This is a genomic window from Pseudomonas cichorii, from assembly GCF_015471405.1.
GTDB lineage: Bacteria > Pseudomonadota > Gammaproteobacteria > Pseudomonadales > Pseudomonadaceae > Aquipseudomonas > Aquipseudomonas serbiensis.
In genome coordinates this window covers 139,903-158,681 of sequence record NZ_BLVZ01000009.1, presented here as the reverse complement: position 1 = coordinate 158,681, position 18,779 = coordinate 139,903, and the positions used below count along the sequence as shown (strand labels likewise).

Below are 18,779 nucleotides of genomic sequence, written 5' to 3'. Positions count from 1 at the left end.
AATGCACCTCAACGCGCCGTCACCGCGGTATCGCCGGTCAAACCTGCGAAATCCAGGACTTGCCCGCCACGGGCTTGCGCATCGCTGACTGCCTGATCCTTGAGCAGGAAGGCATCCAGGCGGCCCTGTGCAGTCTTGACGAACCAGGCGCTATCGGCGAGCAACTTGATGCCGCTGTCGCTGGCCTGGGTATAGAACCCACGAATCTCGTGACCGTTTTTCTTCAGCTCGGCCAGTTGAACAATGGCTTCCTCGGGCGAGGCGTAATTGCGTACCTGGGCTTCGCCCTTGACCCAGATCTGCGCGACCCGCTTGAAGTCGGTGATCGGCTTGCCAGTCACGGCATCATTGGCCAGCAGAGGCTGGGCAGCGTAGTTGGCCAGTGCCTTGTCATAATCCAGACCGCTGGCCTTGAAGGCGGCGCGCAGGTACTGGTCGTCGATAAAAGTGTCGGTGTTGAGCCCGCGATCAGCCTTTTTCAGCAACTTGAGGGTGTCGATGGCGGTGCTGACGGCCTGGCGGTATTCCGGTTTCCAGGTCAGGTCGCGGGTCTGCAACCCCAGTGGGCCGTGGTAGAGATAGTTGACCGAAGCCTCGATACCGGCGACTTTTTCGATCAGCTCGCTGTACTTCTCAGGCTGCTCGGCCAGCAGGCGATTGGCCTCGATGGTGGCGCGCAGGTAGGCGACGACGATTTCCGGGTATTGTTGAGCAAAGTCCTGCTCCACAAGGGCGCCGTGGAAAGTGGGCGCCTTGGCCTGGGAGCCGTCGAATATCTTGCGGGCGAAACCACGGCTGACGAACAGTTCGGCAAAGGGCACAAAGTCAGCGTGGGCGTCGATCTTGCCCGCCTGCAAGGCCGAACCTGCGACTTCCGGCGCTTGCGCGATGATGGTCAGGTCACGCGCCGGGTCCCAACCCTGAGCGGCTACAGCACGTAACAACATGCCATGGGCGGTCGAGGCGAAAGGCACGGAAACCGTCTTGCCCTTGAGTTCGGAGATCGACTGTACCGGGGATTTTTCAGGTACGACGATGCCGTTGCCACTGCCCTCGACACTGCCAGACAGAACGTTGATGAAGAGGCTGCGACGCCCTGCTGCTTCATGGGCCACACCATTGAGGCTGCCGGGGAAATCGGCCATCGCGCCGAAGTCCAGCTTGCCGGCGACCATCTCGTTGGTCAGCGGCGCACCACTGGTGAAGTTCTTCCATTGGATGTCGTAGTCGACATCCTTGTACTTGCCGTCATTGGGCAAGTACTTCTGCAGCAGTCCCAGCTCACGAATCATCAGGCCGCCAGCGGCGCAGTTGATGGTTGTGTCCTGAGTACCAATGGCAATGCGGATAGTCTGGGCCTGAGCCCCGAAAGCGGTGGCTGCCAGCAGCAGGCTGGCCAGAGTCGTGCGTAAGAACATAGGTTATCCCCTCGAGTCAAAGATGCGTCGATCGTCTCCTCCACGGGTCAAGTGGTGGGAAACGAGGGGTGCATGGCAGGCGTCCGGTGGTTTGGCCGGTGGCATTTTTTATGGTTATGGCTGGGCGTGATCAGCGCAGCAGGTAAGGAATCTCGACCTTGACTGCACCGGTCGGGCAGTCGGTTTCGCAGGGCATGCAATACCAGCATTCATCGAACTGCATGAAGGCCTTGCGAGTTGTGGGATCGATGGCCAGCAGGTCCATCGGGCACACGTCCACGCACACCGTGCAGCCCTTTTCGGCGATGCACTTGTCGTTGTCCACGGTGACCGGAGCGGAGCTTCTGAAGAAAATTTCCTGGGGTTGAAAGGCCATGGTGCAGTCCTCGAATCAGGCAGGTTGGCCGGGGGCGACCCGTAGCCGGTTGTAGGCGGTGCGCTCGTCGTTATCCAGGGCGACGAGATAGGGTTCCACCGGTTTCTTGAAGCTGGTCATGCGGCCATCCGGGCCTTTTTTCAGATGGCAATGGCAGAACCAGTCCTCATCGTTGCGCTGCGGATGATCGACGCGGTGGTGGTAAAGGCCCCAGCGACTCTCTTCACGAAACAGCGAAGCACGGGCAGCCATCTCGGCGCAGTCGCGGATCACCGTGACCTCCAGAGCGCGCATCAGCTCATGGGGATTGTTGGCTTTCATGCTGGCCAGATCCGCTTCGATCTCGCTGAAGCGTTGCAGGCCGATCTCCATCTTGCGGGTCACTTTCGGCGGCTGCAGGTAGTCGTTGACCATACGCCGCAACTTGTACTCGACCTGCGCGGGTGGCAGGCCGTGCTCGCGCAGCAGCGGCGCATAGACCCGCGCCTTTTCGTCGGCGACCTGATCGGCACAAGGCTGCTGAAAATCACGGCCGGCCACATGCTCGGCGGCGTTGACCCCGGCGAACCAGCCATAGGTAAAAGCCCCGAGCATGTAGTTGTGCGGCACCGCCGCCATGTCACCGGCCGAATAAAGGCCCTTGACCGAGGTTTCCGCACGCTCGTTGACCCAGACTCCCGAAGCGCTGTGGCCGCTGCAAAAGCCGATCTCGGAAATATGCATCTCGACCATCTGCTGGCGATAATCGGTGCCGCGTCCGGCATGAAACTGCCCGCGACTGGGACGCTCGTTGCTGTGCAGGATCTGCTCGATATTCTGGATGGTTTCTTCGGCCAGGTGATCGAGCTTGAGAAACACCGGGCCATTGCCGCCTTCGAGCTCCTGGTGGAACTCCCACATCATCTGACCGCTCCAGTAATCGCACTCGATAAAGCGCTCACCCTTGTTATTGGCGGTGTAACCGCCCAGAGGACCGGTGACATAGGCACAGGCCGGGCCGTTGTAATCCTTGATCAGCGGGTTGATCTGGAAGCATTCGAGGTTCGCCAGCTCGGCACCGGCGTGATAGGCCATGGCGTAACCGTCACCGGCATTGGTGGGGTTTTCATAGGTGCCCATCAGGTAACCCGACGACGGAAGCCCAAGGCGACCAGCCGCGCCGCAGCAGAGAATCACCGCTTTGGCCTTGATCACGTGAAAGTCGGCGCTACGGCAATCGAAACCCATCAGGCCGCTGACAGCACCTTCGGTGTCGGTCAGCAGGCGAGTGACAATGACCCGATTGGTGATTTCCACCCTCGCCCGCTTGAGCTGGCGATACAGCACTTTCTTGATGTCGTGGCCCTCAGGCATCGGCAGTACGTAAGCGCCCATGTGATGGACTTTCTTGACTGCGTAGTCGCCAGTCTCATCCTTCTCGAACTTCACGCCCCAGCGGTCAAGCTGCTCGATAGTCTCGAAACTGTGTTCGGCATACGCCAGCACGGCCTTCTGATTGACGATGCCATCGTTGGCGACCGTGATTTCCTTGGTGTACTGCTCTGCGGTGGCGTGGCCGGGAATGACCGCATTATTCAGGCCGTCCATCCCCATGCTGATGGCACCGCTGCGCTTGACGTTGGCCTTGTCGATCAGCAACACGCGCAAGTCGCGATTACGCTCCTTGGCCTTGATCGCCGCCATGGGGCCGGCAGTGCCGCCGCCGATGACGACGATGTCGTATTCGCGCTCGATTGTCTGAAACTCGGCCATGCCCTGCTCCTCTCCGGTTCGATACGCCCGCTGACATTGGCAGGCGATGGCGCAGCAGTAGCGGTTTTCATCACGGTCGCTCTGCGCGCTCATAACTTGTTATAACAAGATATACGAGGATGATATTGGCTATGAGGGCAAGGCCAGAAATACTTTTTCGGACTAAGGATATTCTGCTGCCTGCAGGACGCAGGCAGCCGGACAACACGCGACTCTAGCGGTCGATACGAAGGCGGTACTGGAAGGCGTCGCCGCAGTAATACAGGTATTCGAAGTCCAGCGGCTGCCCATCGGCCGTGTGGGTCAATCGCTCGATACGCATGATCGGTGACCTGGGTTTGACTCCCAGCGCAGCGACCACCTGAGCATCGGCTTCGATGGCATCTATGGCCAGATCGGCATGCCCCAGGGCGATGTCGAGGTCGTTTTCCAGAATCAGAAAGATATCGCGAGTGGCCAGATCCGCCGATTCCAGACGTCGACCTGTAGCCTCGGGCAGATAAGTGATTTCCAGCGATACCGGCTCGCGGTTGACCAGCCGCACCCGGCGAATCTCGACCACGATCTGCCCTTCTTCGAGCCCCAGCCGCTGGGCAACGATGGCATCGGCAGGTAAATACTCGAAACCGCACATGCGGTTGGCGACCTCATGCCCGGAAGCCGCCAGCGCTTCGGCCAGTCCTTTCAAGGAACTGACGTTCTGGAACGCCTTGGGTTTGGAAACAAAGGTACCCTTGCCGTGAATCTTGAAGATCAGCCCTTCTTTCTGCAGATCACCCAACGCTTGCCGCACGGTAATGCGACTGACGCCAAACGCGGCCCCAAGCTCGCTTTCTGAACCCATGCGGCTGCTTGGCGCATAGGTGCCATCCAGAATCCGCGAACGAATATGCTCCTTGAGCTGTGCGTACAACGGAACGGGAGATTGGCTGGTCAGCTTTACAGGAGGCTCGGAGTTCATAGGGTTTCGGCTTGCAAGGGGTAACGCTCGGGAGTGATTGAGTGCAACGTTCACTGAGGCTGTCAGTAACTGCGGCGGCCAATAGACTAACTCAGCCGGGGAAGGGATTTCATCATTTGCGGCCTGGCCGACTGACAGTTGGGCTATGCGCGAATCCAGTTGTCAGTCAGCCCATCAGGTCGAACGTTTAATTCGAGTTCTGATTAACGAAGCTGCTGACTGCACGCACCACAGAGTTCGCACCTTGCTGAATCTCCTGGATCACACGGTCTGCATCATTGGCCAGTGTCAGCGCCTCAGTGGCCTGCTCGGTGCTGCGCTCAATCACGCCAACAGCCCCCGAAGCAAGGCTCTGGTTTTCCTTGACCACACTCACAATATCTTCCGTTGCCTTGGTGGTTCGAGAAGCCAGTTGCCGCACCTCATCGGCCACTACGGCAAAACCTCTGCCCTGCTCACCGGCGCGGGCAGCTTCGATGGCAGCGTTGAGAGCGAGCAGGTTCGTCTGCTCGGCAATACTGCTGATGGTCTTGACGATTGTCCCGATAACCTGGCTCTGGGAATCAAGCGCTTCAATGCCTTGAGTCGCCTCTTGCATGGACCGGGTCAGACGATCCAGAACCTCGACCGTACTCTTGATGACTTCACGCCCCTGCTGGGCAGAGCTGTCAGTCTGGACAGAGGTTTGATACGCCATGTTCGATGCCTCGGACACCGCCTTTTCACGCTCGACCTGCTCAGTGATGACGGTTGCGAATTTGGCAATTTTATACAGTTTGCCATTCGCATCGGTGATGGGGTTATAAGAAGCCTCAAGCCACACATCCCGCCCGTATTTATCGACCCGACGGAAGCGATTGACGATGAACTCGCCTCTGCGCAGCCTTTCCCAGAAGTTTTTATAAGCTTCTGAACCGGACTCTTCAGGCAGGCAAAAGATGCTGTGGTGCTTGCCTTTGATCTGGGCAAGCTCATAACCCATGGCCTTGAGAAAGTTCTCATTCGCGCCGATCACGATGCCCTCAAGCGTAAAATCGATTACCGCCGTCGAGCGGTGCAGCGCGTTGACCAGGGCTTCATTCTCCCGGGACGCCTCGATCGTGCGCGTCAATACACTTGAATAAAGAGTAATTTGCTCGATGCCGCCGGCTTCGTTCTTGAGGGGCACGACAATCGTTCTGAGCCAGACCTTGGTACCTTGCTTGTGGTTCAGACGCAGTGTCCCGCTGAAATGCTTACCTTCCCGGATAGCATCAAGGGCTCGTCTCTGGTGAACATCACCACTCAACTCCGAGGGACTCAGTGAGTCAAGACGACGCCCGACAATCTCACTCGACGAGTAGCCAAGCTCTGCCTCGAACAAGGCATTGATGGATTGAACGCTCCCTCGCCCATCCAGCACGGCCGCTACAGTCTCTAGATCAAGAACCTGACTGGCCTGCTCCAGCATGGCGAGACGAAGTTCCAGCGCCTTATTGGCTTGTTTCAAACGGGAGTTAAACATCGCGTGTATCCGAGGAAAGTTGCCTACTTCATCGGGTGCGGGGCGGGAATCTTTAGGGGGTTGGGGATGAGAAAGTGCAGTATTCAAGGCACGCGAACCGGACCTTGAGGGCAAGGAGCAAAACGGGCTCCAAATGGTTTGTTTTCAGACCTGCCGCAGGAAGATGAACGGGCCTGGAATGAAGCCCCCAAGCCCGCCTGATACGGGCTTTGTCCTGCCCATCTTATCCTTGACGCTTGATATCTTCCTTCTCGGCCGCCTTGGCGCGTCTGGCCTCGTCCTTGATTTCCCCCACCAAAGCTGCAATTGCACGTCCACCGCTGAGCTTGGCAGTCGAAATCCCGGTCATTGTCAGCTCCGGAACATGCGTTTCCGGATTCCTCAGTTCAATGGACATTAACCCGTCCGGGCTGATGGTGCACTTGCAGATCGTAGGCCTGAAGGCCACTTCCATAACGTGACGCAATTCAAGATGAGAAAGCATTTGACCGTCCCTGTAGACGCTGTATAGCGGATTAACACTGCAGTCTAGACCAAGGTTGCAGGTGTGGTTTTTGTCTGACGGAGCATGTGTAAATTTATATGTCGACACGGCACACAGACCACACAACAACATGAAGTTATTGGCATAAGGCCGAGTCGATTTCACTTATCGACAGGGCCTTTATTGACCTCTCTGATATGGGTCCTCTAAAGCCTCTACTCTGCATCGATGAGGCTGTCAGTCTTGGGTTCGTCGTCGTTCTCCTGATCCGCTTGAGCATCATCGCCAGACCCTGGATTGCCCGGAGGCGGGTTCCAGTCTTCCGGGCGATCACCACCCTGCTTTGGCTCGGACTGGGTTTGCTCAAGGTCGGAGCCATGACCTTCGCCGGTGTCGGTCGTCTTCTCAGCCGGCCCTGGGTAAGCACTCTCAGGTCCGTGGCTTTCGATTTCCATGGCGACTCTCCTTTCTGTGCACAGGATGTCTGCGCTTAAGGTTGAGAGAGGCAAGAAGTGCCGGGAGTGCAGAGCAGCAGACAGGCGGTGACGGTGTGGGGGAAGCGGGCCGAAAACATGCCGATAAGCGAAATACTTCAGATCAACATCATGAAAATGGACTTGATGTCGGATGAAGAGCTTAAGGCTCACCTGAAATATCCGCGCCACCAAATCGTTATCAGCGAAAAGTTGCGCGAAGCGTTCGATAACGAGTCGCGCAAGGAGTTGAGACGTAATCCAGGGGATGTTGAAGGCTAGATCACGTTTAGTTGAACACCATGCCCATGTAGAGCCCACCTACAACCAATTTGCCACCACCTACAGCTTTGACGGTCGCCTGGTCATTGTCAGGGTGATCATGACTCCCCCGACAACGAAAAGTGCTGCTGACTCATAGCTGGGCACAAAGACAACCAAAGCGTAATGGATAGCGATCAGGGTCAGTCCAGCGCAACAGACTTTCTTGTTCGATAGCGCGGCGCAATAGCTCTGCGCGGTCTTCATGTAAGTCCTCAGTTTTTTCATTCGCTTCATCCTTGATGTAGTCATCGATTCTAACACCAGAACCCCAACTGAGCATGCCACCACCGGATACGGAGGGTGGCTCGCACCCGAGGTAATCGATATGCCCGTACTTCACAGCGTCATTCACAAGATCGACAAGAAGCCAGATGGTAGCCCAGCCGTTCTGTTTCTCAGTGGTGCCGCCAGTCGCGTGATGATCTGATATATCAGTTCAACAAAAGCTACAACGCTACCGCCGGTAAAGGCTGGGGGCTATTCCACCCCGAGTCGGGTGCCTATCCACTGAGCGGATGGTTCGACAAATACCTGGATAACGGGATCAACTTTCTGGAGTTCAGCACTACCGCTGTAGAGCATCTGGTAAAGCTGATGGAAGAGTCGAACCTGACAACCAGCGGGCACGCCCTCTTCTGCCACTACCAGCAGGGCATGACGGAATACTTGGTCATTGCTCTTGTACAGGAAGCGGTGGCCATGACCGAAGAGCTACGCCTGATGACTATCAAGCGACTGGAGCTCGACCATATCCGCCTGGTTGCGCGGATCAACCTCAGCGAATGGAAGAGCAACCCAGCATCCCGCCAGTACATCTCGTTTCTGAAAGGCAAGCAGGGTCGCAAGGTCAGCGATTATTTCCGCGACTTCATCGGTTGTCAGGAAGGTGTGGATGGCCCAGGCGAAACCCGCACCCTGCTCAAGGCATTCAGCGACTTCGTGGAAAGCGAAGACCTGCCGGAAGAGTCGGCGCGGGAGAAAACCAAGACCCTGGTGGATTACGCCAGCAGCCAGAGCAAACTGGATGAGTCCATTGGCCTGGAAGAGCTGTCTGAGCTGATAGACGAAGACCGCCCGCGTGCGTTCTACGATCACATCCGGAACAAAGATTACGGCCTGTCTCCAGAAATCCCCGCCGACAAACGCACGCTGAACCAGTTCCGCCGCTTCACAGGCAGGGCCGAAGGCATGTCGATCAGCTTCGAGCAGCACCTGCTCGGATCGAAGATTGAATTCGACAAAGCCGCAGGCTCGCTGACACTGCGCGGACTTCCAATCTCGCTTATTGACCAGCTCAAGCGTGCAACCGCCTGATCGTTACGGACCGCCGCGCCTTTCACAGGGCGCTGCCTGACTGGAGAAATCCATGAGCCACAACTGCGCATACGTTCGGCAGCACTATCAGGTGCCCGCCGAGATTGGCCGCCGCATCATCACCTACGGCAAGCCCGGCGTTATCCTAGCCGATCGAGGCCACTACATCGGTGTGGTACTGGATGACGACCCGAAGAAGAGCATAAGCAACTACCATCCCACTCACGAGATGCAGTATGGCGAGATGGCCGAAATGCTGCCGCTCAAAGAGTGGCTGGTCCTGCCGTTCAAGCATGACTGGGATGATCTCAACTGGAGCCGAGAAGCCCGCGAAGATTTGGTCAGGGTCTGGGCTGCCACTCGAAGTCAGGTCAGATACAAGGCATATGAGCGAATTCAGGATTACTGCCACAGCATAAAGGCAATGCTCCACTTCAAAGTGCGGCGCGCCTGAACTGCATTCGCCCAATTTTTCACACCGGGCAAATGCGAGCAAAATTCAGTCTTTCCGGCGACTGAACCAACATTGCAGTTCATCCACCACCTTAGAAAGCTGGAGCTGGTCGTCGATGGAAAGTTGGCGGGCCTTGATCAGGAGCACCCCTTCTCTGTGCGGATCCTCAAGCCCAGCTGTCTTCATCAGTTGATCAAGTTGCTTGATCCATATGCTCGAGTTCTCGTCAAAAAGTGATCTATCGAAGCGATCCAAACCCTGACTACACTCGAAAAAAGCTGTAGCGATTGACTGATCCTCACCTTGAGGATGAGGAAGCATCAACACTGCACGGGCAGAAGCAAACTTCTCTGCTGCATAGCTGAAAGACATCATTTCTCCTTGGTCCGGCTCCATGCCGATCACCATTTATAGCCCATCCCAACCAAGTTGCCATTACCCTCAGATGACGGCGTCGGCAGCGATTACGATTTACGACGGCGCTCGTCGCCAGATTTCTGGGCTGGAGTCCTGTCCTCTCCTTTGTTGAATCGGTGGTCGTGCCCACCATTAGTTTTTTGCCTTCCATAGGGTACAAAACCGTCATAGCCGCCTCGCGAAGACGACTCTATACCGGGCGCTGGATGATCTACCGCGTCAGAGCAAGGCTGGCCTGGCAAGCGCTTTGACGAGAGAAGGCTGGCAGCCCCCATCTCAGCCAGTTCGGATGCTAGATCAAAAAGATCGCCCCTGACCTCCGGACTACCGAGGACCTTAATAATGAGTTTTAGTTTTTCTCTCACGGAGTTCTCCTGCTAAAGCCTCGGTTCAGCCTAAAAACTGAGCCCGCCTACAACCGATTTGCCACTGCGCGAATTCAGCATATGGCGTATGGGTCGCAATCAGTTTTTTTGGTTGCTTGCTCAAGTCTCCATTTGGGAGCTGCAAGCACCATGGGGCTGAAAAGACCATCAAATCGATCTTCAAGCATCAGGGACTCGACCGACAGCTCAAGGCGCCCCTCTCTCTCCAAATGCCTGAACCCGGACTGGATTTCACCAGACTGAACTAGCTTGATCGCAGCCTCAACCGGGCCGTAGTCACGGTTCATGCGCTCCCATACGATTGGGTAGTAGTCGAATTCGTGGCACTGCCTGATAGCATCTGCGACCGCCTTTTCAAATTCCTGCCCCATATCTTCCATGCGCGCTCTCGCTTCTTTCTTGAGTCCGCAGAGCCTACCTATCCAGCCACCTATTCGCCAGCCCGGCAATGCCGAAGGCTGCCTGGAGTATTTCCATGAACATCTACCGGCATACATTCACGGCCGTCTGCCCGTCAGATGGCGAAACGATCATCTACAGTAGGAGATCCGCAGCCAGACAATGATTCGGGTCGAATACATCAAGACTGCTACGGCGCTGATCAAGCAGGGTTGGCATGAGCAGATTGCCGATGAACTAGCTGAACAACTCGGAGGCCAACAAAACATCACCGCCGTGCATCGGGGCGTTGAAATCGAAACGGTGAGGCTGAGCGGATGATCCACTACCACGGCACACCTATCGGCGGCAGACGCGAAGATGCCGCAAAACGCCTCGCAGGTCGACACGCCTTGGTACCGTTCCCGCGCCAAGACGATATAGACTTCGTCGCAGAGGCCTGCAAATCATTTGTGTTCGATAACGGTGCATTTTCGGTCTGGAAGAAAGGCGGAGAACTGGACGTTGATGGATACACGCGATGGGTTGAAGAGTGGCACCGACACCCAGGTTTCACTTGGGCATTAATTCCCGATGTTATCGATGACAATGAAGAAGCCAACGATAGCCTTGTTCGTCAGTGGCCAGAGGAGTTGTGCGGCGTGCCGGTGTGGCACCTGCATGAATCACTGGATCAATTGCAGAGGCTGGAAAGGTGCTGGCGGACAGTAGCTATTGGCAGTTCAGGGCAGCGGCGCTCACCTGGAACCGCTGCATGGTTGAAACGGATGGCTGCCGCGATAGACTCCATCTGCGACGAGCATGGTCGCCCCATATGCCGCCTGCATGGCCTGCGAATGCTCGACCCTGCGATTTTTTCAGCGCTTGCCCTTCACCTCCGCCGACTCAACGAATGCCGCAGTAAACGGCGGCAGCATCAGCCGATTCGGCATGTATGCCCCGCCCACGGCAGGCCAGAGGGCCTGCGTCATCGCTGATCGAATCGAGGCGCACAACAATTCGCCGATCTGGCGACCAGAAATGCAGACTGAGATAGCGTTTTAGGTGAAGCGGGATTGATCCACGGGAAACCACTCTTTTTTGTCAGGGATCTGGGTTTACACCTCATAGCGCCAACGATCCTTGCACTCAATACATTCATAGCTGGTGACAAGGCGGCCTCGCTCTTCATGGGTCCCAACGTTCGAGAAACCCTTTGATACTCCAGTCACCTCAACTTCTTCCATTGCCTGGCGGCAGCAGTCGTTAAACATCTTTTATCTCCATAGCCGACTCCATGTCGGGCCACACACAAATACCCCACTTCCTCGAATCACGCCAGCCCGGCTGCCTAGAGCATTTATGACCCCCTACCTGATCACTGGCCCGGCGCAGATCGGCGTCAGCGCTGGTCGCACCAGCGGCCATATGCTGCGCAAGATCCTTGATGCGCACGGCGGTCAGTTGCCTACCAACGTGCACGCCTTCTTTCAGAACACCGGTAAAGAGCGCGAGGAAACACTGGCATTCATCGACGCCATGGCCAGTTGTTGGGGTGTAAATATCGTCTGGATGGAATGGTGCCGGGTGTACAGCCAGGCCGACGATGCGCCCTGGTACAAAATCGTTGACGAGACAGCTAGTCGCAATGGCGAGCCGTTTACAATGATGCTGGAGTACTACGAGGCGTACCGCAAAGCAGAAAAGTCGTTGCCCGCTGTCCTGCCCAATTTCAGCAACAACATGTGCACCGCCTATCTCAAAGTGAAGATCGGCGAAAAGCACATGCGAGCCCTCGGATACAACGAATGGGACTGCATCGTCGGCATACGCTACGACGAGCCACGGAGCTACAGCAGAATGATGACCGCAAACGAGCGCGGCGGCACCCGGTGGGATAGCGTGCGCCCCTCTTACACGGCGGGCATCACGAAAGAGAATGTTGCCGCTTTCTGGGCAGAGCAGCCTTTCGATCTTGGCATGGATTCCGATGACGGAAACTGCGATTTGTAATGGAAAAAGGGCGAAACCAAGCTCATCAAGACAATCCAAGAAGACCCGTCTCGGGTGATCTGGTGGTTAGGTACAGAAGAGCGGTTTGGCCAAATATTTCGTCAGGACCGCCCCAACTACAAGTCGCTTGCGTGGTCGGCTGATTAGCGCGCACGGCAAGGCGACTTCGATTTCGACTACTTGGCAGAAGACATCGACTGCTTCTGCGGCGACTGACTCAACCCTTTAAGACCGAAACCAGGCCGGTGAGTGCGCCGATGATTCCGGCAGAGATGCCAAACCAGTAACCGAAAGCCTCACGGCGGTGCTTTTGTTCTTCTCTGACTGCATCACGGATTTCTTTGAAACCCTTGTCGGTCAAATACCTTGGCTGCTTCGGGTCTTTATCCCATTCAACCTGTTCATACATTGTGGCGTCTTCAATAGACGGCATTTGCACCAGCAACTTGTCAGCTTTCTTGCGGTAGTAGTCAGTTTGAACAAGACGCTTCCACTCGTACAGGTCGTTCGATTCCTCAATATATACGCCCATCTCGCCGCTTTCATGAGCCTCTACGGTGTTTAGAGGCTTTCGCTTATCAAGATCTTGTAAGTGCTTCTCGATTTTCCTGAGCAGCAATTTGTACCGAAAGTAGCTGAGCATCCACATCGACTCCTTTTGACGTTCTACGAACTATAATCGCGCGGTATTCCCATAGCCAAAGAAAGACGCCGCAAGATGGTCATCCTTTCCTACGCCTTGCTTGAACGGGCCGAAATGGAAGTGAGAAGCCATGCCCCCCCGGATCTGACCCTGGAGCTGCGCAAGGCCTTGGAGGCTGCTGACAAGCAGATGATTGCGTACAGTGAAAGTTTTGCACTGACCTCCCAGTAAATTCTATAGAAGCAGGGCGGCACCCGGAAAGGAACCCTCATGTCAAAAATCTACTTGTCTGGCCCAATGACCGGTCCTCCTGATTTGAATTTCCCTGCATTCAACGCAGAAGCCACACGACTACGCAGTCTGGGATTTGATGTCGTAAACCCCGCCGAGATCAACCCAGACGGCGGAACGTGGGAGGAATGCATGCGCCGAGACTTGGCCCAGCTAGTCACCTGCGACCACGTTGCTACCCTGCCCGGCAGGGACAAATCGCAAGGCGCACAGTTGGAAGTCTACATCGCCGATCGCCTGGGCATTCGCGACAGCCCGGCGCACACCATCACCGAATACCAGGTGCAACCATGCTCAAGCCTGTATCACTCAGGCTCGCAGGTAACAAAGTCACCAAGTTCCTGACGGGCGATCGGTATGGCATGTTCGAGCAGTTCCAGAGGTACATCCCTCTCGAACAGGGTTACTTCAAACCGCAAAGTTTCGTCATTTCTGAAAACCTCAAAGATGACGTTTTGCCCCCGCAAGCACTCGAGCGCAAGACCGTCATGCCCGGCGACAACGCTGGATGCTCTACCAAACCGGTACTCAACTCCGAAAACGATCACTTAAAAACTCCGTATTTTTCTGGAGTGAACGATACCCGAATCTTTTTTTCGCCGCATAGCTGCTGTAGCGGCAAGGACGAAGTCATGCCTGAAGAAAACAAACTGCATCCCGACCTGGCCCGTATCTATGGCATCTTCGGCCTGCACCACTCACACGCTGTAGGAGTGCTGCTGGTCAATATCCAGAACACAAAGCATTTTGCCGACCTGCTGCATGCTGTAGAGCGTGAATTCTTCATGTGATCTTTTGATTGTCGCGAAACGGCAAGAGATCGACGCCTATGCAGCCGCGTGGGCTGCACTCAAGCCAAAGCAGCGAGCTGCGATCGGTCTGGAGTGCCACGAAGCACTGAAAAGTATGGCAGCGACTGTCGATGGCGACTTCATCGATATGACTGGCCCCAAAGATGACCAGGCTCAGGCCGAGGAAGCGACGCAGTGAGAACGGAACTCCAAGGTACCGAAAAATGGCATGCCGATCGCTCTGGCCGCGTGACGGCCAGTCGGTTCAAGGATGTCGTGGCGTGGGGTAAGCCTGACAAAAACGGGAAGCGCGAACCTCTTGGCGCGCGTACGTCCTATATGCGTGAGCTCTGCTTTGAAAGGCTCGCGAAAAAGTCCAAGCACCTCGTCAGCAGCGCTTCTATGAAGTGGGGGCACACGGAGGAACAAAAGGCGCAGGACGCCTACGAGATGCTGACAGGCAACATCGTCGTGCCTTCCGAATTCATTGTGCATCCAAAGTATGACTGGCTCGGTTGTTCGCCCGACGGCCTCATCAATGACGACGGCGGCACGGAATCAAAATGCCCTTTCAACGAGGCCATCCACGTCAAAACCTGGCTTGAGGGAATGCCCGAGGAGCATATGCCGCAAGTCCAAGGTTGCATGCTCGTTACGGGGCGGAAGTGGTGGGACTTCCTGTCATTCGATTCACGTCAGGATGAAGAGTGTCAGCTGTACGTTGAGACGATTTATCGAGACGAAAAATACATCGCCAACCTGCTTATCGAGCTGGTCCAGTTCAACCTTGAGCTAAATCGAATGGTTGATGAAGTCGCGGACAAGGCTCGGGCACAAGCACATCGACTGGGAGCAGCTTAATGATCAGCCTCGAACTCAGCAGCATCCAACACAACCGGGTCGAGTCGGCCCGCCTCGCCCAGGCCATGGCGGAATACGAGAGTCGTGGCGGTAACATCACCCAAGGCTCTTGCTTCACCGGCAAGCCAGTCCCACCCAAGCGGCGGGACTGGGTAGACCCTGAAACGGTGCTCAAGCGCAAATCTCGGCCGATGTCGCTCGCTGAACGTCGGCGGCTCCGACAAATGGCGGAGGCGATATGAGCAAGCGTAAACCCTGCAACCGTAGAGCTCAGATCGAGCGCAGTCTTCGCGCTCTGCTGGGCACCAATCATGCCGCCGTTATCAGCATTGGAGCTTGGAGCCAAGTCAAGGTCGCAGCATGAAGCGTATCAACAACAGAGTGCGACAGCGCCGAAAGCAATTGCACATCAAAATCCCTCCAAGCGGTTATGCGGAGTTGTGTAATGACTGCGGATCAGAAAGCGAGGTCAGCCAAAGCTGCCGCCAAGCGCGCCAAATATGCAGAGAAGGAGTTGCGTCACCGGGTTCGACCAGGCATTGAGCAGGCCCTGAATAGGGTTCGCCAACGGGGCAAGACACCTATCATCAGTGAGGTGATTCAGATCGCGATCATGAAGATGGATTTGATGGGTGATGAAGAGCTTCAGGCCTTTCTGACTTATCCGAGCCACGAAATCATGATTAGCGAAAACGTTGCGCGGGAGTTTCTCAATCAGAGCTTGGCGGAGCTGAAGCGAGATCCAGGCGATGAAATCATAGGCCCTTGCGATTCTCAGCACTAAACCACTGCTGAAGTTTCGTCACCAATTCAGCGACCCGCCCCACATCCTCAGCAGAAAGGGTTGCAGCTTTTGTCGCAATAGCTCCGCTTCCATTCGGAATCTCGAGTCCCGAGCAATCCAGAAACGAATCCAGTTCAGCAACCCATCCTGTTGCCGGCTCACTGAGTCGATCACGCGGAACACTCGATAGACCTTCGCTGCATTCGAGTAAGGCAACCTCGATAGCTCTGTCTTTACCAATTTCATTCCATGCATCAAGCATTTGCTCCGCGCCTGCAAAACACTGCGCCGCCCTCGAAAAAACCACCATAAAGCCTCCAATGCTTTGTTTATGAGAACGGCATAAAACACCATTACAACCCAAATAGCCACCATCCTCATGGAGGGCGGCGCGCACCTGAGGTAACCCAAATGCCCATACTTCACAGCGTCATTCACAAGATCGACAAGAAGCCAGATGGTAGCCCTGCAGTTCTGTTCCTCGGCAATGCCGAGCAGGCCGAGAGCCAGGCGCGTGATGATCTGATGTATCAGTTCAACGAAAGCTACAACGCCACCGCCGACAAAGGCTGGGGGCTATTCCACCCCGAGTCAGGTGCCTATCCACTGAGCGGCTGGCTCGGCAAATACCTGGGTGACGGGATCAACTTTCTGGAGTTCAGCACCACCGCCGTAGAGCACCTGGTCAAGCTGATGGGAGAGTCGAACCTGACAACTGGCGGGCACGCCCTCTTCTGCCACTACCTGCAAGGCATGACCGATTACCTGGTCATTGCTTTGGTGCAGGAAACGGAAGCAGTGACCATGACCGAAGAACTGGCTCTCATGACAGTCAAGCGCCTGGATCTGGACCACATTCGACTGGCTGCGCGAATCAACCTCAGCGAATGGAAGAACAACCCAGCATCCCGCCAGTACATCTCGTTTCTGAAAGGCAAGCAGGGTCGCAAGGTCAGCGATTATTTCCGCGACTTCATCGGTTGCCAGGAAGGTGTGGACGGACCCGGCGAAACCCGCACCCTGCTCAAGGCATTCAGCGACTTCGTGGAAAGCGAAGACCTGCCGGAAGAGTCGGCGCGGGAGAAAACCAAGACCCTGGTGGATTACGCCAGTAGCCAGTCCAAGCTGGGCGAGCCCATTGGCCTGGAAGAGCTGTCCGAACTGATCGACGAAGACCGCCCGCGTGCGTTCTACGATCACATCCGCAACAAGGATTACGGCCTGTCGCCGGAGATCCCGGCAGACAAGCGCACCCTGAACCAGTTTCGTCGCTTCACAGGCAGGGCCGAAGGCATGTCGATCAGCTTCGAGGCGCACCTGCTGGGGGACAAAATCGAGTTCGACAAAGCTGGAGGCACGTTGACACTGCGCGGACTTCCAACACAGCTCATTGATCAGCTAAAGCGCGCCGACGCCTGAGCAAAATTGATTATGGCTTAAGCGTGAGAGCCGTTGCGTGCGCGTCGCTGATCTCTTTACAGGCCATATCCACATAAGGGTGATCGACACGGCGGTAAGAGCTATTGCCCAAGATGAGCGCCGTCGCATGGCTCAATAGGTCCTGAGTGTCGAGGCCGCGGCTTTCTGCTGCGCCAATCACCGCTATCAGGGCTTGCTCCAAGGCGATCTCTCTATCTTTGCTCATCACAACTCCTTGATCCGGCTCCATGTCGGGCAGCACACAGATACCCAGCTTCCCAGATTCACTCCAGCACGGAAATTTAAAAGATTGAGGTAGCGCAGAAGTCGTCAACAACTGCTGCGTTATCTCAGTTTTATCAGCCTTTCTTTCCAGAAGGCGCGTTGCCACGGTCACCACCAGAAACCTTGCCGGTGGTGCTTGGCCAATTACCTCCTGGCCCTTGATGCGAAGACGGGCCTCGGCCTCCAGTCGATGGCCCCTTTCCCGAGCCGCTGCCACCTTTCCCACTTGATCCCTTTGCCATGATTTCATCCTCGTTAGGTGTAATACACCTGAAAGCGTAGGCCAAAAAACGATTTCCTCCACTTCCACAAATCACGCTAGCCCGGCAATACCGAAGGCTGCCTGGAGTCTTTATGGAGAACCATCGCATCATGATCGGCGACTGCATCGAAATGATACGCCAGCTTCCCAATCAATGTGTGCACACATGCATCACCAGCCCGCCTTACTTCGGCCTTCGCGATTATGGCGTTGGAGGTCAAATCGGACTGGAAGCAACACCAGCAGAATTCATTGCTCGACTGGTTGAAGTGTTCTGTGAGGTGCGCAGAGTGCTGCGCAACGACGGCACGCTATGGGTGAACATGGGCGACAGCTATGCAAGCAAGCCAAATGGCCCTCTTAGTACCGGGCAGAGCAAGGCTCCACACATTTCTGTGAGAACGACTCATGCTCGCCGTTCAAGCCAAATACCTGAAGGACTCAAGCACAAGGATATGATGGGCATACCTTGGCGTCTGGCTTTCGCCCTGCAGGATGACGGCTGGTACCTGAGACAGGACATCATTTGGCACAAACCGAATCCGATGCCGGAATCGACTCGGGACCGCTGTACAAAGGCCCACGAGTACGTTTTTCTGCTCAGCAAGTCGCCTCGTTATCACTGCGATATGCAGGCCATCAGGGAGCCTGCAGCAGAATCGAGCGTAGCACGATGGGCTCAGAACATCGAAGAGCAGGCGGGCAGCGACCGCATACCAGGCAAAACCAACGGCAACATGAAAGCCGTAGGTGGTCCACGATCACGCCGGGACAGCTTCCAGCGTAATGATTCAAAGCGCGAGCAAGCCATTCCCGGTCAAAGCAAAGGGACACACAGGCCGGATCGTCCGGAGAGCGAATGGGATATAGCGAGCCGGAATAAACGTAGCGTCTGGACCGTGCCCACCCAGGGATTCAAGGGAGCCCACTTCGCCACCTTCCCGCCAGATCTGATCCGCCCCTGCGTTCTGGCCGGCGCTCCGCGTGGCGGCTTGGTGCTCGATCCGTTTGGCGGAGCTGGGACCACGGCGCTGGTGTCGATGCAGGAAGGTCGCCGGTCGATCACCTGCGAGCTGAACCCAGAGTATGCGGCGCTGGCTCGCGACCGGATCGACGCTGCCTGGCTGGATGGCGCAGCGCAGATGGACGTATTCCACGACTCTCCGCCGGCGGCTTAAGTTTGGGGCGA

At 56.0% G+C, this 18,779-nt stretch carries 27 protein-coding genes and 1 pseudogene; 15 read left to right on the top strand and 13 right to left on the bottom strand.

Annotated elements, in window-relative coordinates:
• Positions 1 to 8: 8 nt before the first annotated feature.
• From JL015_RS16045 to JL015_RS16015, 7 genes are all read right to left on the bottom strand, one after another.
• Complete coding sequence (locus JL015_RS16045; protein WP_201019142.1) at positions 9 to 1,418, bottom strand: ABC transporter substrate-binding protein; 1,410 nt, start codon at positions 1,416 to 1,418, stop codon at positions 9 to 11.
• Between the two features lie 130 nt (positions 1,419 to 1,548).
• Positions 1,549 to 1,794, bottom strand: coding sequence for a 4Fe-4S dicluster domain-containing protein (locus JL015_RS16040; protein ID WP_201019141.1), 246 nt, complete (start codon positions 1,792 to 1,794; stop codon positions 1,549 to 1,551).
• Positions 1,795 to 1,809: 15 nt separating this feature from the next.
• A complete protein-coding gene (locus JL015_RS16035) occupies positions 1,810 to 3,546 on the bottom strand; it encodes a fumarate reductase/succinate dehydrogenase flavoprotein subunit (protein ID WP_201019140.1) in 1,737 nt (578 codons plus the stop codon).
• A 214-nt stretch (positions 3,547 to 3,760) separates the two neighbouring features.
• Positions 3,761 to 4,507 (bottom strand): GntR family transcriptional regulator, encoded by a 747-nt coding sequence (locus JL015_RS16030; RefSeq protein WP_201019139.1) that lies wholly within the window; start codon positions 4,505 to 4,507, stop codon positions 3,761 to 3,763.
• Positions 4,508 to 4,694: 187 nt separating this feature from the next.
• Complete coding sequence (locus JL015_RS16025) at positions 4,695 to 6,011, bottom strand: methyl-accepting chemotaxis protein (protein WP_201019227.1); 1,317 nt, start codon at positions 6,009 to 6,011, stop codon at positions 4,695 to 4,697.
• A gap of 223 nt (positions 6,012 to 6,234) precedes the next feature.
• Positions 6,235 to 6,495, bottom strand: coding sequence for a DUF1652 domain-containing protein (locus tag JL015_RS16020; protein WP_201019138.1), 261 nt, complete (start codon positions 6,493 to 6,495; stop codon positions 6,235 to 6,237).
• 215 nt (positions 6,496 to 6,710) lie between these two features.
• On the bottom strand, positions 6,711 to 6,950 hold the full coding sequence (locus tag JL015_RS16015; protein ID WP_201019137.1) for a hypothetical protein: 240 nt from the start codon (positions 6,948 to 6,950) through the stop codon (positions 6,711 to 6,713).
• A 66-nt stretch (positions 6,951 to 7,016) separates the two neighbouring features.
• Here JL015_RS16015 and JL015_RS16010 point away from each other — a divergent pair, with 66 nt between their 5' ends.
• Positions 7,017 to 7,250 (top strand): hypothetical protein, encoded by a 234-nt coding sequence (locus JL015_RS16010; RefSeq protein ID WP_201019136.1) that lies wholly within the window; start codon positions 7,017 to 7,019, stop codon positions 7,248 to 7,250.
• A gap of 133 nt (positions 7,251 to 7,383) precedes the next feature.
• Here the strand turns inward: JL015_RS16010 and JL015_RS16005 are convergent, their stop codons facing one another.
• Positions 7,384 to 7,572: a hypothetical protein gene (locus JL015_RS16005; RefSeq protein WP_201019135.1), complete on the bottom strand. Its 189-nt coding sequence runs from the start codon at positions 7,570 to 7,572 to the stop codon at positions 7,384 to 7,386.
• Between the two features lie 45 nt (positions 7,573 to 7,617).
• Between JL015_RS16005 and yejK (JL015_RS16000) the strand changes: the two are divergent.
• Together yejK (JL015_RS16000) and JL015_RS15995 are read left to right on the top strand one after the other, a co-directional pair.
• Positions 7,618 to 8,606 (top strand): annotated as a pseudogene (gene yejK / locus JL015_RS16000) (nucleoid-associated protein YejK).
• A gap of 52 nt (positions 8,607 to 8,658) precedes the next feature.
• Entirely contained in the window at positions 8,659 to 9,060 is a 402-nt protein-coding gene (locus JL015_RS15995; protein ID WP_201019134.1) for a hypothetical protein, read from the top strand.
• Between the two features lie 45 nt (positions 9,061 to 9,105).
• On the opposite strand, the gene JL015_RS15990 is transcribed toward JL015_RS15995, so the two are convergent.
• On the bottom strand, positions 9,106 to 9,456 hold the full coding sequence (locus JL015_RS15990; RefSeq protein ID WP_201019133.1) for a hypothetical protein: 351 nt from the start codon (positions 9,454 to 9,456) through the stop codon (positions 9,106 to 9,108).
• Between the two features lie 460 nt (positions 9,457 to 9,916).
• Positions 9,917 to 10,243 (bottom strand): hypothetical protein, encoded by a 327-nt coding sequence (locus JL015_RS15985; protein ID WP_201019132.1) that lies wholly within the window; start codon positions 10,241 to 10,243, stop codon positions 9,917 to 9,919.
• Between the two features lie 181 nt (positions 10,244 to 10,424).
• Here JL015_RS15985 and JL015_RS27735 point away from each other — a divergent pair, with 181 nt between their 5' ends.
• The 3 genes from JL015_RS27735 to JL015_RS15970 all read left to right on the top strand — a co-directional run bounded on the left by JL015_RS27735 (position 10,425) and on the right by JL015_RS15970 (position 12,254).
• Positions 10,425 to 10,583 carry a hypothetical protein gene (locus tag JL015_RS27735; protein ID WP_236250228.1) on the top strand — a complete coding sequence of 53 codons (159 nt, stop codon included), beginning with the start codon at positions 10,425 to 10,427 and terminating at the stop codon, positions 10,581 to 10,583.
• Positions 10,580 to 11,239, top strand: coding sequence for a hypothetical protein (locus tag JL015_RS15975; protein WP_236250227.1), 660 nt, complete (start codon positions 10,580 to 10,582; stop codon positions 11,237 to 11,239). The genes JL015_RS27735 and JL015_RS15975 overlap by 4 nt, the downstream gene beginning before the upstream one ends.
• Before the next feature lie 364 nt (positions 11,240 to 11,603).
• On the top strand, positions 11,604 to 12,254 hold the full coding sequence (locus JL015_RS15970; protein WP_236250226.1) for a hypothetical protein: 651 nt from the start codon (positions 11,604 to 11,606) through the stop codon (positions 12,252 to 12,254).
• A gap of 217 nt (positions 12,255 to 12,471) precedes the next feature.
• On the opposite strand, the gene JL015_RS15965 is transcribed toward JL015_RS15970, so the two are convergent.
• Positions 12,472 to 12,897: a hypothetical protein gene (locus tag JL015_RS15965; RefSeq protein WP_201019131.1), complete on the bottom strand. Its 426-nt coding sequence runs from the start codon at positions 12,895 to 12,897 to the stop codon at positions 12,472 to 12,474.
• A 75-nt stretch (positions 12,898 to 12,972) separates the two neighbouring features.
• Here JL015_RS15965 and JL015_RS15960 point away from each other — a divergent pair, with 75 nt between their 5' ends.
• From JL015_RS15960 to JL015_RS15930, 7 genes are all read left to right on the top strand, one after another.
• The gene (locus JL015_RS15960) at positions 12,973 to 13,128 is read left to right on the top strand and encodes a hypothetical protein (RefSeq protein ID WP_201019130.1); all 156 of its coding nucleotides are present in this window, start codon (positions 12,973 to 12,975) and stop codon (positions 13,126 to 13,128) included.
• 39 nt (positions 13,129 to 13,167) lie between these two features.
• On the top strand, positions 13,168 to 13,533 hold the full coding sequence (locus tag JL015_RS15955; protein WP_201019129.1) for a DUF4406 domain-containing protein: 366 nt from the start codon (positions 13,168 to 13,170) through the stop codon (positions 13,531 to 13,533).
• Positions 13,479 to 13,979 carry a hypothetical protein gene (locus JL015_RS15950; protein WP_201019128.1) on the top strand — a complete coding sequence of 167 codons (501 nt, stop codon included), beginning with the start codon at positions 13,479 to 13,481 and terminating at the stop codon, positions 13,977 to 13,979. Before JL015_RS15955 ends, JL015_RS15950 begins: the two co-directional genes overlap by 55 nt.
• A gap of 4 nt (positions 13,980 to 13,983) precedes the next feature.
• On the top strand, positions 13,984 to 14,178 hold the full coding sequence (locus JL015_RS15945; protein WP_236250225.1) for a hypothetical protein: 195 nt from the start codon (positions 13,984 to 13,986) through the stop codon (positions 14,176 to 14,178).
• Positions 14,175 to 14,840: a lambda exonuclease family protein gene (locus JL015_RS15940; RefSeq protein ID WP_201019127.1), complete on the top strand. Its 666-nt coding sequence runs from the start codon at positions 14,175 to 14,177 to the stop codon at positions 14,838 to 14,840. Before JL015_RS15945 ends, JL015_RS15940 begins: the two co-directional genes overlap by 4 nt.
• On the top strand, positions 14,840 to 15,082 hold the full coding sequence (locus JL015_RS15935) for a hypothetical protein (RefSeq protein ID WP_201019126.1): 243 nt from the start codon (positions 14,840 to 14,842) through the stop codon (positions 15,080 to 15,082). Before JL015_RS15940 ends, JL015_RS15935 begins: the two co-directional genes overlap by 1 nt.
• A 203-nt stretch (positions 15,083 to 15,285) precedes the next feature.
• Positions 15,286 to 15,624 (top strand): hypothetical protein, encoded by a 339-nt coding sequence (locus JL015_RS15930; protein WP_201019125.1) that lies wholly within the window; start codon positions 15,286 to 15,288, stop codon positions 15,622 to 15,624.
• Here JL015_RS15930 and JL015_RS15925 read toward each other — a convergent pair.
• Entirely contained in the window at positions 15,596 to 16,021 is a 426-nt protein-coding gene (locus JL015_RS15925) for a hypothetical protein (protein WP_201019124.1), read from the bottom strand. The genes JL015_RS15930 and JL015_RS15925 overlap by 29 nt on opposite strands.
• Positions 16,022 to 16,035: 14 nt before the next feature.
• Here JL015_RS15925 and yejK (JL015_RS15920) point away from each other — a divergent pair, with 14 nt between their 5' ends.
• Positions 16,036 to 17,043 (top strand): nucleoid-associated protein YejK, encoded by a 1,008-nt coding sequence (yejK, locus tag JL015_RS15920; RefSeq protein WP_201019123.1) that lies wholly within the window; start codon positions 16,036 to 16,038, stop codon positions 17,041 to 17,043.
• 10 nt (positions 17,044 to 17,053) lie between these two features.
• Here yejK (JL015_RS15920) and JL015_RS15915 read toward each other — a convergent pair whose 3' ends face one another.
• Complete coding sequence (locus JL015_RS15915; RefSeq protein ID WP_201019122.1) at positions 17,054 to 17,434, bottom strand: hypothetical protein; 381 nt, start codon at positions 17,432 to 17,434, stop codon at positions 17,054 to 17,056.
• A 248-nt stretch (positions 17,435 to 17,682) separates the two neighbouring features.
• On the opposite strand from JL015_RS15915, the gene JL015_RS15910 reads away from it, so the two are divergent.
• The gene (locus tag JL015_RS15910) at positions 17,683 to 18,768 is read left to right on the top strand and encodes a DNA-methyltransferase (RefSeq protein ID WP_201019121.1); all 1,086 of its coding nucleotides are present in this window, start codon (positions 17,683 to 17,685) and stop codon (positions 18,766 to 18,768) included.
• Positions 18,769 to 18,779: the final 11 nt, after the last annotated feature.